Origin of the sequence: Nonomuraea basaltis (assembly GCF_005893125.1) — a bacterium.
Taxonomy (GTDB): Bacteria; Actinomycetota; Actinomycetes; order Streptosporangiales; family Streptosporangiaceae; genus Nonomuraea; species Nonomuraea basaltis.
In genome coordinates, this window is sequence record NZ_VCJS01000049.1 from 51,663 (window position 1) to 66,351 (window position 14,689).

Annotated in this window: 12 protein-coding genes and 1 tRNA gene; 6 read left to right on the forward strand and 7 right to left on the reverse strand. The window is 66.7% G+C overall.

Translation table 11 applies throughout. The features are described from left to right. The first annotated feature begins 107 nt into the window (after positions 1-107). Entirely contained in the window at positions 108-635 is a 528-nt protein-coding gene (locus EJK15_RS23710) for a GNAT family N-acetyltransferase (protein WP_138712656.1), read from the forward strand. Here EJK15_RS23710 and EJK15_RS23715 read toward each other — a convergent pair. The 3 genes from EJK15_RS23715 to EJK15_RS23730 all read right to left on the reverse strand — a co-directional run bounded on the left by EJK15_RS23715 (position 601) and on the right by EJK15_RS23730 (position 3,535). Beyond that, entirely contained in the window at positions 601-1,170 is a 570-nt protein-coding gene (locus EJK15_RS23715) for a GNAT family N-acetyltransferase (protein ID WP_138712657.1), read from the reverse strand. The two genes, EJK15_RS23710 and EJK15_RS23715, sit on opposite strands and share 35 nt — an antisense overlap. A 59-nt stretch (positions 1,171-1,229) precedes the next feature. After that, a complete protein-coding gene (locus EJK15_RS74750) occupies positions 1,230-1,451 on the reverse strand; it encodes an SDR family oxidoreductase (protein WP_240777166.1) in 222 nt (73 codons plus the stop codon). Positions 1,452-1,750: 299 nt separating this feature from the next. Continuing rightward, entirely contained in the window at positions 1,751-3,535 is a 1,785-nt protein-coding gene (locus tag EJK15_RS23730; RefSeq protein WP_138712660.1) for a bifunctional metallophosphatase/5'-nucleotidase, read from the reverse strand. A 108-nt stretch (positions 3,536-3,643) separates the two neighbouring features. Between EJK15_RS23730 and mshD the strand changes: the two genes are divergently transcribed. After that, complete coding sequence (gene mshD / locus EJK15_RS23735) at positions 3,644-4,546, forward strand: mycothiol synthase (RefSeq protein WP_240777167.1); 903 nt, start codon at positions 3,644-3,646, stop codon at positions 4,544-4,546. 11 nt (positions 4,547-4,557) lie between these two features. On the opposite strand, the gene EJK15_RS23740 is transcribed toward mshD, so the two are convergent. The 3 genes from EJK15_RS23740 to dcd form a co-directional block, all read right to left on the reverse strand. Next, entirely contained in the window at positions 4,558-5,562 is a 1,005-nt protein-coding gene (locus EJK15_RS23740; RefSeq protein WP_138712662.1) for an inorganic phosphate transporter, read from the reverse strand. A gap of 5 nt (positions 5,563-5,567) precedes the next feature. Continuing rightward, the gene (locus tag EJK15_RS23745; protein WP_106243913.1) at positions 5,568-6,185 is read right to left on the reverse strand and encodes a DUF47 domain-containing protein; all 618 of its coding nucleotides are present in this window, start codon (positions 6,183-6,185) and stop codon (positions 5,568-5,570) included. Positions 6,186-6,435: 250 nt separating this feature from the next. Then, the gene (gene dcd / locus EJK15_RS23750) at positions 6,436-7,011 is read right to left on the reverse strand and encodes a dCTP deaminase (RefSeq protein WP_171074498.1); all 576 of its coding nucleotides are present in this window, start codon (positions 7,009-7,011) and stop codon (positions 6,436-6,438) included. A gap of 99 nt (positions 7,012-7,110) precedes the next feature. Here dcd and EJK15_RS23755 point away from each other — a divergent pair. From EJK15_RS23755 to EJK15_RS23770, 4 genes are all read left to right on the forward strand, one after another. Then, positions 7,111-7,184: transfer RNA gene (locus EJK15_RS23755), tRNA-Gly, on the forward strand. A gap of 594 nt (positions 7,185-7,778) precedes the next feature. Further along, positions 7,779-8,576 carry a site-specific integrase gene (locus EJK15_RS23760; protein ID WP_138712663.1) on the forward strand — a complete coding sequence of 266 codons (798 nt, stop codon included), beginning with the start codon at positions 7,779-7,781 and terminating at the stop codon, positions 8,574-8,576. Between the two features lie 22 nt (positions 8,577-8,598). Continuing rightward, complete coding sequence (locus EJK15_RS23765; protein ID WP_138712664.1) at positions 8,599-9,012, forward strand: hypothetical protein; 414 nt, start codon at positions 8,599-8,601, stop codon at positions 9,010-9,012. Positions 9,013-9,509: 497 nt separating this feature from the next. Beyond that, complete coding sequence (locus tag EJK15_RS23770; protein ID WP_138712671.1) at positions 9,510-11,246, forward strand: ATP-binding protein; 1,737 nt, start codon at positions 9,510-9,512, stop codon at positions 11,244-11,246. 652 nt (positions 11,247-11,898) lie between these two features. Here the strand turns inward: EJK15_RS23770 and EJK15_RS23780 are convergent. Beyond that, a complete protein-coding gene (locus tag EJK15_RS23780; RefSeq protein WP_138712666.1) occupies positions 11,899-13,782 on the reverse strand; it encodes an alginate lyase family protein in 1,884 nt (627 codons plus the stop codon). Positions 13,783-14,689: the final 907 nt, after the last annotated feature.

Sequence of the window (14,689 nt, forward strand, 5' to 3'; positions counted from 1 at the left end):
GTGGGGCTTGGAGCCGGACTGCGCGACCGTGCGCGCGAAGGTGGAGTAGCCCCTGCCGGGCAAATCCCTTTGCGTCCCCATCGGCGCCCCTGGTAGATGTGGCCGCCATGCTGACCGGAAAGCGCGTACGCCTGCGAGCCCTGGAGCCGGCCGACAGCGAGGCCATGTGGCGCTGGTACCACGATCCGGAGGTGGGCCGGTGGATGGACGGCGCGCCGCCCATCTCCCTCGCCCAGAACCTGGAAAAGGGCCAGAACCGGCCGCGCAACACCTTCGAGCAGATGCTGCTCGGCATCGAAACGCTCGACGACCCGACGCTGATCGGATACGTCGTCCTCGGCGACACCGACTTCCGCCACGGCGAGGCCACGCTGGAGACCATCGCCATCGGCGACCGCGACCACCGGGGCGGCGGCTACGCCACCGACGCGCTGCGGGTGATCTGCCGGTACGCGTTCGAGGAGATGGGCCTGCACCGCCTCACGCTGTGGGTGGTGGCGGACAACGCCGCGGCGGTGCGCGCGTACACGAAGGTCGGCTTCGTCGAGGAGGGCCGGCGCAGGGAGGCGTTCCGCACCAAGGGCAAGCGGCACGACTTCCTCATGATGGGGCTGCTGAGCTCGGAGCTGAAGTGAGATCCGGTTCGTCGTGCCAGTCGGGCGGGGTGACCGACCCGGAGACCCAGTCGCACCTCAAGATCGCATATCCGACGGCGTCGTAGCACGTGCCGTCCGGGGCCGGCCAGGCCTTCCGGTAGTGCGACTCCTTCGCGTAGCCGCTCTTGCGGAAGACCGCCCGCATCGCGTGGTTGTCCTGGCGGGTCGTGCCCTCGATCCGCATCACTTCGGGCAGCTCGGTGAAGAGGTAACCGGTCAGCCAGGCCACCGCCTCCGTGCCGATGCCCCGCCCCTGCCACGCCTTGCGTACCCGCAGGTCGAACATGGGGGTGTCGTCGGCGAAATCCTGCAGCCTGACCAGCCCCGCCCGCTCGCCGTCCGCCACCACCCAGAACGTCCGCGTCTCGTCATCGTCATAGAGACCGTCGGCGGCCCGCCGCCTGACGGTCTCACGGTCCTGCGTCCCCGCGTGATACGGCCACTCCTCGCCCGCCAGGAAGTCGGCGAGCGACTCTCCGTCATCGGCGGAGATCCTCAAGAACTCGATGCGCATTCGCCGAGGGTGCCCGTGAGCCTATGACCCGGTCAACCGGATTTCCCCCTGTGTATCTTTCAGGACGCCTGCACGGCCCGGCTGCCGCCGTCCACGGTGATCGTGGCCCCAGTGGTGAAGGTCGCCTCGAAGGCGAGGAAGAGCACCGCGGCGGCCACCTCGTCCACCCGGCCGTGGCGCTTCATGGGCGTGAGCTGGTCGCCCAGCTTCCCGAAGGCCGCACGGTCCGAGCCCTTGCCCTGGAGGGCCTGGCCGGCGCCCACGCCGTCGCGGGCAACCACCGCACGGCGGCCCGCCTACTGGGCGCCGCCTCGGCGGCCCGCGACTCGGTCGGGGCTCCCTTGCCCACCGGCGAGCGAGGAGACGTCGACCGCATCGCGGATGCGATTCGGAGCGCGGTCGGCGTGGACGCCCTTGCTCGCGAGTTCGAGTGTGGCCGCCTGCAGTCGGACATGTACGAGCCGCTTCAACGGCCTTTGGACCCGTTGCCGCCGACCGAAGGTGGGCTCGTACGACCGGCCCGGGTCACGCGTACGAGACCGGGCCCGCCCCCGCGAAAGGGGGCGGACCCGAGGATGGGCTAACTGACCACGGTGATGCGGTTGGTGGCGGGCGGGGCGATGGGGTTGTTCGTGCCGAGCTGCTCGACGAAGGCGTCGATGTCCAGCGGCCCGCTCCACAGATCCGTCCCGTCCCGGAAGGCGAGGAACGCGTCCCCACCGCCCACCAGGAAGTTGTTCGCCGCGACCCGGATGGACTGCGCGTCCGTCACCGGCACCCCGTCGATCTTCATGTCCGACACCTTGGAGCCCCAGGGGGCGCTCTGGCTGTAGGTGTAGGTGAAGTTCGCCGAGGGCTGCAGGATCTTGGTGAACGCCTGGTTGTTCGGCCCGCCGGTGAACTGCTGCTCCAGCAGCGTCTTCAGCTGGGCGCCGGTCAGGGTCACGACCTGCATGAGGTTGTTGAACGGCTGCACGGTGAACGCCTCACCGTACGTCACCACCCCGTCGCCCTCCCCCACCGGGGAGCCGGCGTACGTCAGCGAGGCCCGCACGCCACCCGGGTTCATCAGGGCGATCTGCGCGTTGCCGCCCGTCTTGGTGGCGGCCAGTTGGCCGTCGGCGATGAGGTTGCCCAGGGCGGACTCGCCGGAGGGTGCCGCCGTGTTCGTGATGTCGGTGGTGATCGTGCCGACCGCCTTGTTGGCGACGGGGGCGACCCGGTCCTTCCACGTCTTGACGAATTCGGAAATCTCGGTGTCCGGGGTGACCGTGCGGGTCACGACGTGGTTGTCCGCGACCACTGAGGCGCGGTCGATGTCCTGGGTCCTGAGGTCCACGTTCAGGTCCACCTGCGTGATGACGCGCCCGAACGAGCCGCCCTGCGAGTAGAGACGGTCCGTGCCCGCCGGGTCCTTGACCTTGCACAGGTACGCCTGGTGCGAATGGCCGCTGAGCACCATGTCGATCTCGGGGTCCACCTGCGTGGCGATGCGGTTGCCCAGCCCCGGGACGGCGCTGCACGCGTCGGGCGACTGGCCGGCGGTCACCTGGTCGCCCTCGTGCACGAGCACGACCTGCGCCTCGACGCCCACCAGCTTGAGGATCTTGGAGGCGACGTTCGCGGCCTTGACCTCGTCCACGAACTTGAGGTCCTTGATGCCCTCGCTCGTGACGATGCTCGGCGTGGTCTGCGTGACGAGCCCGATGAAGCCGATCGGGACGCCGTTCATCCACTTGACGCTGACGGGCGGCAGCGCGGGCACGCCCCAGTCGGACAGCAGCTTCTTGACCTGCGTCTGCTGGGCGCCGAGCGCGGCGAGCGCGTCGGTCTTCTCGTTGGGGTTCTTGAACAGGACGTTCGCGCCGACGTAGTCGAATTTCGCGCCCTTCCACTCGCCGGCCGGCGAGCAGCCGTCGACCGGGTGGCAGCCGCCGTCCATGATCCGCCGTAGCTCGGCGTACCCCTCGTCGAACTCGTGGTTGCCCACCGCGGCCACCTTGAGCCCCAGCTTGTCCATGAACTCGATGGACGGCTCGTCGTGGTACGCCGCCGAGATCAGCGGCGTCGCCCCGATGAGGTCGCCCTGGGCCACGGCGATGGTGTTCGTGTCGGCCAGGGCCTTCATGTGCGTGGCGATGTACGCCGCGCCGCCGGCCTCGACGGTGTGGCCGTGCTCGTCGATCATGCGTCCGGAGGACCCGGTGGGGGGCTCGAGGTTGCCGTGGAAGTCGTTGAGCGCGAGCAGCCGTAAGGGGACCGTGCGGGCGGCCTTGCTCGCGTCCGCCGGGAGGGTGGCGAGCATCACCGCACCCGAGGTGACGGCTCCGGCCAGCGCCAGCCGGAGGAGGGAACGAGACGTCATGGCCCTAGACGTTACGGCGGGAATCCGTAGGGCCATCGTCGCAAAGCTAACGATTTGCCAGGCAGTCACATGGCGTTATTTGCCAGTCATACGCCTAGAGTTCCTTCTGTGAGCGTGCACGTAAAGATCAGGGAACGGCTCGACGAGCCAGAGATCGCCGAGGTCCTCGGCCTGGTGACGGCGGCGACGGAGGCCGACGGCGTCCGCCCGCTCAACGAACACGTGATGCTCCACCTGCGGTACGGCGGCGACCCGCAGGCCCGCTCGTTCCTGCTCTATGACGATGGCTTGGTGGGCTATGCCCACATGGACCCGACGGACGAGGTCGAGGGCCCGAGCGCCGAGCTGGTCATCCACCCGGCCCACCGCCGTCAGGGCCACGGCACGCGCCTGCTGAGATCCGTACTGGACCTGACCGACGGCCGGCTGCGGCTGTGGGCGCACGGCGACCACACGGGCGCGGGGGCGCTGGCGGCGGCTTTCGGTCTCGAACGCGTGCGCTCGCTCTGGCAGATGCGCCGCTCCCTGTTCGCCCCGCTGGAGCCCTCCACCCTTCCCGAGGGCGTGCGGCTGCGCACGTTCGTGCCCGGCCAGGACGAGGAGGCGTGGCTCAAGGTCAACGCCGCGGCCTTCGCCCACCACCCCGAGCAGGGCGCGTGGACGATGGACGACCTGCTGCGGCGCGAGCAGGAGCCGTGGTTCGACCCGGAGGGGTTCTTCCTGGCGGTCCGCGGCGAACGGCTCGCCGGCTTCCACTGGACGAAGATCCACGGCTCGTCCGGCCACGGCCACGAGCCGCTCGGCGAGGTCTACGTCGTCGGCGTGGACCCCTCACAGCAGGGCACCGGCCTGGGCAAGGCGCTCACCCTGGCCGGGCTCATCCATCTGCGTGCGCGCGGCCTCGCCCAGGCGATGCTGTACGTGGACGAGGCCAACACGGCGGCGATCAGGCTGTACGAGTCCCTGGGCTTCGCCCGGTGGGACGTGGACGTGATGTACGCGGTCGCGTAGGCGCGTCGTTTCTACTCCACGATCGCGTGGAGGAGGAAATAGGTGACGGCGGCCACCAGGGCCGCGGCGGGGATGGTCAGGATCCAGGCGGTCACGATGTTGCCGGCCACGCCCCACCGCACGGCGCTGAGCCGTTTGGTCGCGCCGACACCCATGATCGCCGAAGTGATCGTGTGCGTGGTGGAGATGGGCGCGCCGAATCCCATGGCCGCCACGTACAGAACGGTCGACGCCGCCGTCTCGGCGGCGAAGCCCTGCGGGGGGTCGAGCGCGATGATGCGCCGGCCCAGCGTCCGCATGATGCGCCAGCCGCCGGCGTAGGTGCCCAGAGAGATCGCACCCGCGGCGGACAGGATGACCCACTGCGGGATGGGATCGGTCGGGGCGGCGAAGCCGCCGACGGTGAGGGCCAGGAAGATCACGCCCATCGTCTTCTGCGCGTCCTGCAGGCCGTGCCCGAGCGCCATGGCGGCGGCCGAGACGGTCTGCGAGTAGCGGAAGCCGCGATTGGTCTTGCCCGGCTGGCTGTTGCGGAAGATCCAATAAATTGCGATCATGATCAAGGCGGCGAGGCCGAACCCGATCGTCGGCGAGAGGATCATCGGGATGACGACCTTCTCGACGACGCCATCCCAGTGCACCACGCTGGCCGAGGCCATCGCGGCGCCCACCAGGCCGCCGATGAGCGCGTGACTGGAGGAGGAGGGCAGGCCGAAGTACCAGGTGACCAGGTTCCAGGCGATCGCACCGATGAGCGCCGCGGCCACGATGACCAGGCCGTGTGAGCCTTTTGGCGCGTCGATGATGCCCTTGCCGACCGTCGCGGCGACCTGGGTGCCCAGGTGGGCGCCGATGAAGTTCATGGCCGCGGCCATGAACAACGCGGCCCTGGGGGTGAGGGCCCGGGTCGAGACGGAGGTCGCGATGGCGTTCGCCGCGTCGTGGAACCCGTTGGTGTAGTCGAACGCCAGGGCGATGGCGACCACGCCGATGACGAGGGCGAGCGTGAGGTCCACTGGGCCTAGCTTTCCTTGACCGCGATCGACTCGACGGTGTTGGCCACGTGCTCGAAGGCGTCGGCCGCCTCCTCGAGGGCGTCGACGACCTCCTTCATCTTCATGACCGTGAGGGCGTCGTACTCACCGCTGAACAGCTTCGCCAGCAGCCTCCTGTAGACCTGGTCGCCCTGGTTCTCCAGGCGGTTGACCTCGATCCAGTACTCGTTGAGGTTCTTCATCGACCGCAGCCGGGGCATGGCTTCGGCCGTCAGCTCGGCGGCCCGCTCAAGCACTTCGACCTGCCTGACCACGTCCTTCGGCAGGTGGTCGATCTGGTAGAGGACGATGAGGTCGGAGGCGGCCTCCATGGCGTCCATCACGTCGTCGAGGTTGGAGGCGAGGCGGTAGATGTCCTCGCGGTCGAACGGGGTGATGAAGCTCTCATTGAGCCGGTTCATGATCGCATGGGTGCGCTCGTCACCGGCGTGCTCGCAAGCGCGCATCTTCTCGGCCAGGGCCTCCCTGTCCGAGCCGTCACTGATGATCTCTACAAGCAAACGGGAGGCTGTGACCAGGTTGTTCGCGGAGTCGGCGAACAGGTCGTAGTAGCTGTCCTCACGTGGCGTGAGACGCAGGCGCACGTCGTTCTCCAGATGTGCGGGGATGGTCCGTGGAAGAGGGTATGGCCTACCAGGCGAAATGCGAACTTCATGTCCCCTTCGCCTACTGGCTACCCGGCGTTTGTTGTGCAACACCGAATTTGCGCGTAGTTTTGGGCCCTTTTGCAGCTCATACCGCCCTCAACCAGCCCGCACGCCTCCGCCGGCCCGGTACAACTGGCCTCTCGGCCACCCCAAAGTTTCCCTGTCGTTCATCTGATGTTCATCTTGTTCATATCTTCGTACGGTGGAAGTTCCGGAACGACCTGGACGGCGTGGGCCCCCGCTGCCCCTGATAGCGCGACCCGTACTTGGCCGACCCGTAGGGGTGCTCGGCGGGAGAGCTGAGCTTGAACACGCACAACTGCCCGATCTTCATCCCCGGCCAGAGCTTGATCGGCAACGTCGCCACGTTCGACAACTCCAGCGTCACATGCCCACTGAACCCCGGATCGATGAACCCGGCCGTCGAATGCGTCAGCAACCCGAGCCGCCCGAGCGAACTCTTCCCCTCCAGCCGCGAGGCCAGCGCGTCGGACAACGTGACCATTTCGTACGTGGAGGCCAGCACGAACTCCCCCGGATGCAGGATGAACGGCTCATCACCGTCGGGCTCCACCATCCGCGTCAGATCCGGCTGCTCCACCGACGGATCGATGTGCGGGTACCGATGGTTCTCGAACACCCGGAAGAACCGGTCGAGCCGTACGTCGATGCTGGAGGGCTGGATCATGTCCCGATGGAATGGATCAAGCGCGAGCCGGCCGGCTTCGATCTCGGCGAGGATGTCACGGTCAGATAGCAGCACGCAGAGCAACCTACCGCCCGGCCGGAAACTCCGGGATCCCGGGATTGCTGTTGTGGGACAAGTTTCCGCTACAGTGGGGGGCGCGACTTCGGGTCGTGCGCGGGTGTAGTTCAATGGCAGAACATCAGCTTCCCAAGCTGACAGCGCGGGTTCGATTCCCGTCACCCGCTCCACTCTTGTGTGAGCCCTGACCAGGCGATCCCTTGATCACTGGCAGGGCTTTTCGCTTCTCTGGTCACACCGTGGCCACACGGCGTGAAAATGATCTCTCCGATTCCCTTTGAAAGGGCCGCTGACCTCCACAAACTGGGTCGCGTGGCAAGCATTGACAAGCGCAAGACCCGCAGCGGCGCCATCCGTTACCGGGTCCGGTGGCGCATCGGTGGCACTCGCAGCGGCGACTGGGCATCGGAGACGTTCGACCAGAAGGCGCAGGCGGTGACCTTCAAGCTCGCGGTGGAGGCATGCGGGCACTACTGGCCGGACGGATGGATCAAAGGATTCGGGTGGGCTCCTGAGACGCCTACGGCGCCGGAGCCTGATCCGCCGGTGCCCTTCAGCGAGTACGCGCAGCGTTTCGTCGCGAGCTTGTCAGGGATCGAGGACCGTACCCGCAGTGACTACCTGCGCGACCTCAAGAACCACATCCTGCCGATCTTCGACGCTCTCGATCTTCGCGATGAGAGCCAGGCCTTCGATCGGGCAACCGTCTCCACCTGGGTGAACCAGCTCCACCGCGGCATCCCGGACCCTGCCGAACCTCGCCAGTGGCTCCGGCGACCTTTGGCCCCCAAGACCATCCAGAACCTGCACGGACTGCTCTACACGATCCTGCAGAGCGCGGTGGAGGCCGTACCGCCGATTCGCAGCTTCAATCCTGCCGCGCGCGCACCCGCCTTCCTCATCTGGATGACGGTGAGGGGGACGACGAGATGGTCTTCCTCACCGAGCAGGACTTCATCTTGCTGCGCTCCTGTGCCAAGGCTGATGTCCGCGACTTGCTCACCGTGTTCGTCGGGACAGGCCTGCGCTATGCCGAGCTGGCCGCCCTCCAGGTGCGCGATATCGAGCCGTTCGCCAAGCCGGTGCCGACCTTGCGGGTACGGCGGGCGTGGAAGCGGCAGGCGGACAACACCTTCAAGCTGGGCCCGCCCAAGACCAAGCAGTCCCGGCGGACCATTGCCCTGTCCCCGATGGTCTTGGACGCGATCCTGCCGCACGTAGCCGGCAAGTATCCGGAGGAGTTCGTCTTCAAGTCGCCGACCGGGTCGTGGTGGCGACACTCATCCTTCTATGACCGCCGCTGGCTGCCGGCGGTCGATGACGCCATCAGCCGCGGACTGACCAAGCGGCCCCGCATTCATGATCTTCGTCACACACACGTCGCGTGGCTGATCTCGGACAACATCCCGATGGCCGCCATCCAGCGGCGCATGGGCCACAAGTCGATCACCACGACCATCGACCGCTACGGCCACCTGCTGCCCTACGTAGACCAAGACCTCATCGAATCCATCGATCGCGCCCTCGGCGGTGGCCTTCGCGCTGTCCGCTCGGTCGCCTGACCCCTTGAAGGAGCGAGTGACGATGCAGACCCCGAGTCCGGACTCGGACTCACCGTCGCTTCCAGCGCGGCGAGTGAGCGTCTCGGAGGAGGCATTCACCCAGCGGATCGTCACGGCCACGATGCTCACCATCGCGGCCCTGACCTTCGCCTTCTCCTTTGGCAACGTGTGGTCGCTGGGGTTGAGACTCGGCGTCGCGCCCTGGCTCGCGCCGTTGATCGGTCCTGCGGTGGATCTGTCGGTGATCGGACTGATCGTGGGAGTCCGTCATCTGGCCCTGTGCGGAGTACGGGCCGCCGAACTGCGTCCCGCTCGGCTGCTCCTGGCCTTCTCGGGTCTGGCGACGTTAGCGCTGAACATCGCCGAACCCATAGCCGGAGGCTTGTACGGCAAAGCCGCCTTCGAAGCCTCGCCTCACAGCCGCCCCGGCCCGTAGGCCGGGGCGGTCCGATCTTGTTCACCTGCCCGCGGGCGATGCACCGCTTTACGGCGTCAGCTACTCGCAGCATGGCATCGAGGCCGAGCAAAGCATCGGCCGTAGGCTCCCGCATCCGTACGCCTTGGCCGTGTCAGGCAGAGCGGACACGCAGGATTCAGTGGATGGTCAGCACGGTCACTCGGTTACAGATGATCTCCCCTCATGATTCCCGGCCACGGCGAGGCAGAGCATCCCAACCGAGCTCACACAGGCCTCTCACCTGGGATTTCAAGATGGCGCATGCTCCATGAGGTCCGCCAGGTCGAGCCATACCGCAGCGTCGTCAGCGACGATCATGCGGCACCTCCTGTGGCACTTCCTGTGGGATGAGAAATCTCGGCGGCCGCGTGCCAGGAGCCCCCATCCGGACCGTGAAAGCCCCTGCGAAAGCCGACCATGCTCAGTACCATGCTCAGTGAGCATGCTGGTGAGCATGGTAGGTGTCAGGGGTGCCGATGCTTGACGACGAGCTGGCCGAGATCGTGGACAACCTGCGCGCCATCGGCGCGGATATCACTGATGTGGAGGTGAAGAAGGCCGAGGGTGGTCTGCCGAAAAGCCTGCGGGAGACGCTGTCGGCCTTCGCCAACGCGCATGGCGGCGTGATCATTCTGGGGTTGGACGAAGCGCGGGGCTTCGCAACGACAGGGCTGGCCAACCCGGCCAAACTTGCCGCCGATCTGGCCGCCCTGTGCTCGCAGGACATGGAGCCCGCTATCCGGCCGCTGATCCGGATCCACCGATTCGAGAATCAGCATGTGCTGGTGGCTGAGGTCCCGGAGGCCGACCCAGCGCACAAACCCTGCTTCGTTCGGGGTGCGGGGATCGCCAAGGGCAGTTTCATTCGGATCAGCGACGGCGACCGCAGGCTCTCGCCGTACGAGGTGCAGATCATGCTGTCCTCCCGCGGTCAGCCGCGGGAGGACGAGCAGCCGGTGCCGGGGGCGGGCCTGGGTGAGCTAGACGAGGCCAGCGTTCATGCTCTGGTCTCCCGGTTGCGGACAAGCCGTCCCTATGCCTTCAAGGACCTTGACCAGCTCGGCGTCCTTCGCCGCGCCAGGGTGCTCGTGCCCGATGAGCGCGGCGGCGATGTGGTCTCGCTGGGGGGACTGCTGGCGCTGGGCTCCTATCCCCAGGACCGGTTCCCGCAGTTGATGGTCACCTTCGTCCACTACCCCACAGTTACCGGGGAACCTTCACCTGCGGGTGAGAGGTTCCTGGATAACGTGACCCTCGAAGGCCCAATCCCGGCCATCGTCCGCGACACGCTGGCGGTGCTGCACCGCAACATGTCCCGCCGCGCGATCATCGTGGGCAGCGGACGTCAGGACGTGTGGGATTACCCGGATACCGCGCTTCGCGAAGCACTTGTCAACGCCCTTGTACACCGCGACCTGTCGAGCGGTGCCCGCGGCACCCAGATTCAGGTCGAGATGTATCCGGACCGGCTGATCATCCGCAACCCTGGCGGCCTTTTCGGCCCGGTCACCCTCGACAGTCTGGGCGAGGAAGGCATCTCCTCGGCGCGCAACGCCACACTCATCAAGATCCTCGAGGAGGTGCCCGTCCCGGGAGAAACCCGGACCGTCTGCGAGAACCGCGGCTCCGGGATCCGGGCTATGTTCGGCGCCCTACGCTCGGCCGGGATGAGCCCTCCGCAGTTCGACGATAAGGTCGCCACCTTCGTCGTCACCTTCCCCAACCACACCCTGCTCAGCAGGGACATGATCAGATGGATCGGCGGGCTGGGGGAGCGCGACCTGACCGACAGCCAGTGCATCGCGCTGGCACTGTTGCGTGAGGAAGGCGCCTTGGACAACCGCAGCTACCGCAACGCCACCGGCGTGGATTCCCGCGTCGCCACTACCGAACTCCAGGACCTGGTGGCCCGTGAGCTCATCACCCAGACAGGCACCCGTCGTTGGGCGCGCTACCAGCTCACCCCTCGAGCGACCGAGCGCGAGGTGGCTGGTCCGGATGATCGCCGGCAGGTGATCCTGCGCGCTCTCGGCGAGGAGACTCTGTCCCGCGGAGAGTTGGCCGCCCGTACCGGGATGAGCGGCCCGACCGTCCGCCGCTGGCTCAAGACCATGCGCGACGAGGGACTGATCGAGATTGTCGGAGACAACCCTCGCAGCATGCACGTCCGTTACCGGCGGAGCCGACAAGACCCGCTCTTCCCATCGGCCTGACTCAGGTTCCCGCCAACCGGCAGCCACGGATTAATCGGTGTGCCCCTGTGAGCACACGGGGGCGCGTGAAGTCAGCTCAACCTCGCTGAACCATGGGGAAGGCGGTCGGCCTGACGAGTGAAAACGGCAAACGCGCAGGTGAGAACCCTCTTACCCGTCCGGTTCGATTCCCGTCACCCCGCTCCACTGTTAAGGCCTAGGTCAGGAACATGTGATCCCAACCCGGGCCTTGATCTTTTGTGTGGGGCTATTCTCACTCGCGTGCCAGATCAGTTGATCTTACGGGCCATTACGGGCCATTAGCCGGACGGCACCAGCGCTCCCGCCTCGCCCTCATCTCCCTCGTCATCCTTCCCTTCGGCTCGAGACCTTCCTTGACGATCTCTCCGAGAGCATCGGCGATCTTCCGGGCACGATCTTTCGCCGTGTGCAGATTGATCCCCCACGTCAACGGCTCATGCTGGAGCCCGCACTGGCCCGCGTCGGAGTAGAACCGCATGGCGCTGACACTCAGACCGGTCCGGCATGCCACATCCCCGCTCGGGTACAGCTCGTTGTCGTCCGCCACTGTGGAGTCAGGCATCGAGGGCTAGGCCCCGTTGGAGGACCTCGGAAGGTACCCGGGGTCCTCCAGCGGCTGTCGGTTGTTCGGTCAGCTGACGCTGGCGGGTTGGGCGGACAGGAGGGTTTGGGTCCAGCCTTCGGTGCCGACGGCGCCCTGGCTGCTGAGGTCGTCGCCCTGGCCGTCGTAGGGGTTATTGTCGTCGTAGCGCAAGAGAGAGCCGTCGCTCCGGTGGCCGTAGTACACGCCCCCACCGGGTGACAGGAGATGGTCGAAGACCTGCCAGGTGGCGTCGCGTAGCTGGTACCTCTGCCAGGAACCGGGGCCGTTGATCTGGTAAGAGATCAGCTTGCCGTCAGCCGTTGTGCCAAGAAGCCAGCCAGGGCCGGTCGCGGTCAGGGTCTTGAGGGTGAAGCCGTCTCCGATGGCGTTGCCACTGATGTTGTCGATGGTGGGCTTGGTCGCGTTGACGGTGTAGCGGCGCAGGGTCCCGCCGGCGATGCCGAACAGCTGGCCGTTGCCGTCGTAGGCGAGGAGGTCGTGGGTGTAACCGCTGCCGAGATAGACAGGCGGCTCGAAAATGAGGCTGTCACGATTGGTCTGGATATCGACCCGGTAGAGCCGGCCCTCCGGCCCCTTCTCGGTGACCAGGATGGTATTGAAGTCCAGCGTCGCCATCGCCTTGGGAGTGAAACCCAGAGTGGCCGTGGACACAAAGGCGCCACGCGTGCGCTGTCCGGTAGCGGCATCAATGGCGGTGTAGGTCAACTTCCCGTCCGGCAGCGCCCCGTAAACCGAGGCGGTCTCCACCGAGGAGGAGGCACGGTTCTGCGCGTGGGTGAGGGTTTCCCAGCCCAGGAAGTGCGACGTCCCCATGGGGCGCTTCTGCTCGACCCACTTGGCGGCGTAGGGGAAGTCGTTGTAGCCGAGGCGGTTGTGGAGGGCGTTGTAGCCGACCTCGTAGTGGTTGCCGAGGTCGGCCTTGACCTTGCCGCCGCACAGCCAACTTGGGACTGTCCCGCCGAGTTGTATCTTGGCGTGCAGGTCCATCGCGCGGCGCAGCCGGTGTTTGGCCGTTGAATACAGGTCCACGCCCTGGTGGTGGGCCGTCTCCGCGACGTGGGAGATGGCCGCCAGACCCCAGCCGGTGTGCCAGAAGTCGCGGCAGGTCTCCTGGGTCAGGCCGTCCACGAACTTGGTCTGGTCGTACCAGTAGTCGATGATCTCGGCTTTGGTGTCGTACTTGCTGCGCGGGGGTGCCTTGGGAATCGACCCGTCGGTGGTGAGGTAGATGTAGGCGGGCAGCCTGCCGCGCCAGGTCGCGACCGCCCGGTCGAAGGAGGCACGGTCGTCCAGGTGCACGGCGATGCCGATGGCGGCATCGGTCATGATCAATTCCCAGTTGCCGTTGTTGTCGGGCCGTCCGGCGATCAGGGTCGGGAGGTACACGGTGCGGAGCTTGCTCGCGAACCGGCCGGCCTGGCTCCAGCCGCCGCCGTAGGTGTGCTTGATGAGCTCGGCCGCCCGGGAGAAGTTGGCGCCCGCCCAGCCGGTCTGCAGCGGCGCGTTGCTGCCGGTGTGCTTGGTGATCACGGCCGACCAGGCGTCCATGATCTGGATCGCCTTCTTGGCGTAGCGGGAGTCCTTGCTGAGGTACCACCGCAGGGCGTGCGTGTAGGCCGCCATCGCGTCCTTACGCTCGTCCGAGCAGCCGTTGTCGGGAATGGAATTCCCGCCGCAGTTCACGTCGGCGCGAGGCTTGGCCGTGTAGGACAGCGAGGCGAAGGAGCTGTTCTGCAGGGCGTCCCAGGCTGACTTCCAAGGCTCCTTGTCGAGGTTGGCCTTGACGAAGTCAAGCTGGGCACGGCTGACCAGGACACCGGGGTGCTTGAACCCGGCAGCCTGTGCGGGCTGCGGAACAGACAAAGCGGCGGCCACGAGCATGGCGGCAGCAACAGGACGAGCGAGACGCACGGGATTCCTTCCCAAAGGGGGGCTGGCTGGACGGAGAACGGCGTAGCTGGGGCTTATGGATGGTCGGAGCCAGACGGCCTTGGAGTCGAAGGCGTGCGGGGCGGGCTTTCCAGCGGCTGGCCGACGTTCGCGGCCCCTGACTCCTGGGCCAAGCTCATGAGCGCCTTGGCCATGGCATCCCGGTTCTGCCGGCGGCGGGCCGGACTGACGCATGGAGCAGGTGCACCACGCGGATCCGTACCCACGGCTTGCCGCCAGAACGGCTCGATGCCCTGGGGCAGTGCCCCTTCGGGCCATCGCAGACCACCGATCGCCCAGGACGCGGCACGATCTCACGCATGCTTGTGATCACTTTCTCCCTGTGACGGCGGTACCTGACCAACGGCGGAAGCGGCGGCAGTCTTTGGCGGAGCGCTGAGGCCGACTGTGCCGATTACAGGCCGCCGACCCGGTTCGTTCCTCACCTTGCTCGTGCGCCTCTGCGGACGCGGAGCGATGGTAGTTCAGCCTGGTATGTCGGCGGTATATCGTCGCTTTCGCGCAGCGCGTGGAGTTCGCCGCGCTGCAAGCGGCTGCGGCCGCCGTCGCGGCGCAGGTTCGATGAACTCCATGTCCTTCCCTGCCAGCGTGAAGAACGGAAGCACCACCAGTAAGAATCGTCGCGGCAAAGATCGTAAACTGTTTCAGGGAAATGTGGGAGCGGAGCAAGCCCGTATGGCTATCGACGCCCGGACTCTTCTCCCCCGGAAGGTGTCAAGTCAACTGAGACACGGGCGCTGCGACGTTAGCTAGGCGAGGTCCTCCTGGTCGGTGACCTGCTGCTTGTCTGTCTCGTCGGTAGGTTTGTTGATCCAGGCGGCGGCCGGCAGCTTGGGTAGCGTGGGTGTGCGGGTGAACCGCTGGGGAT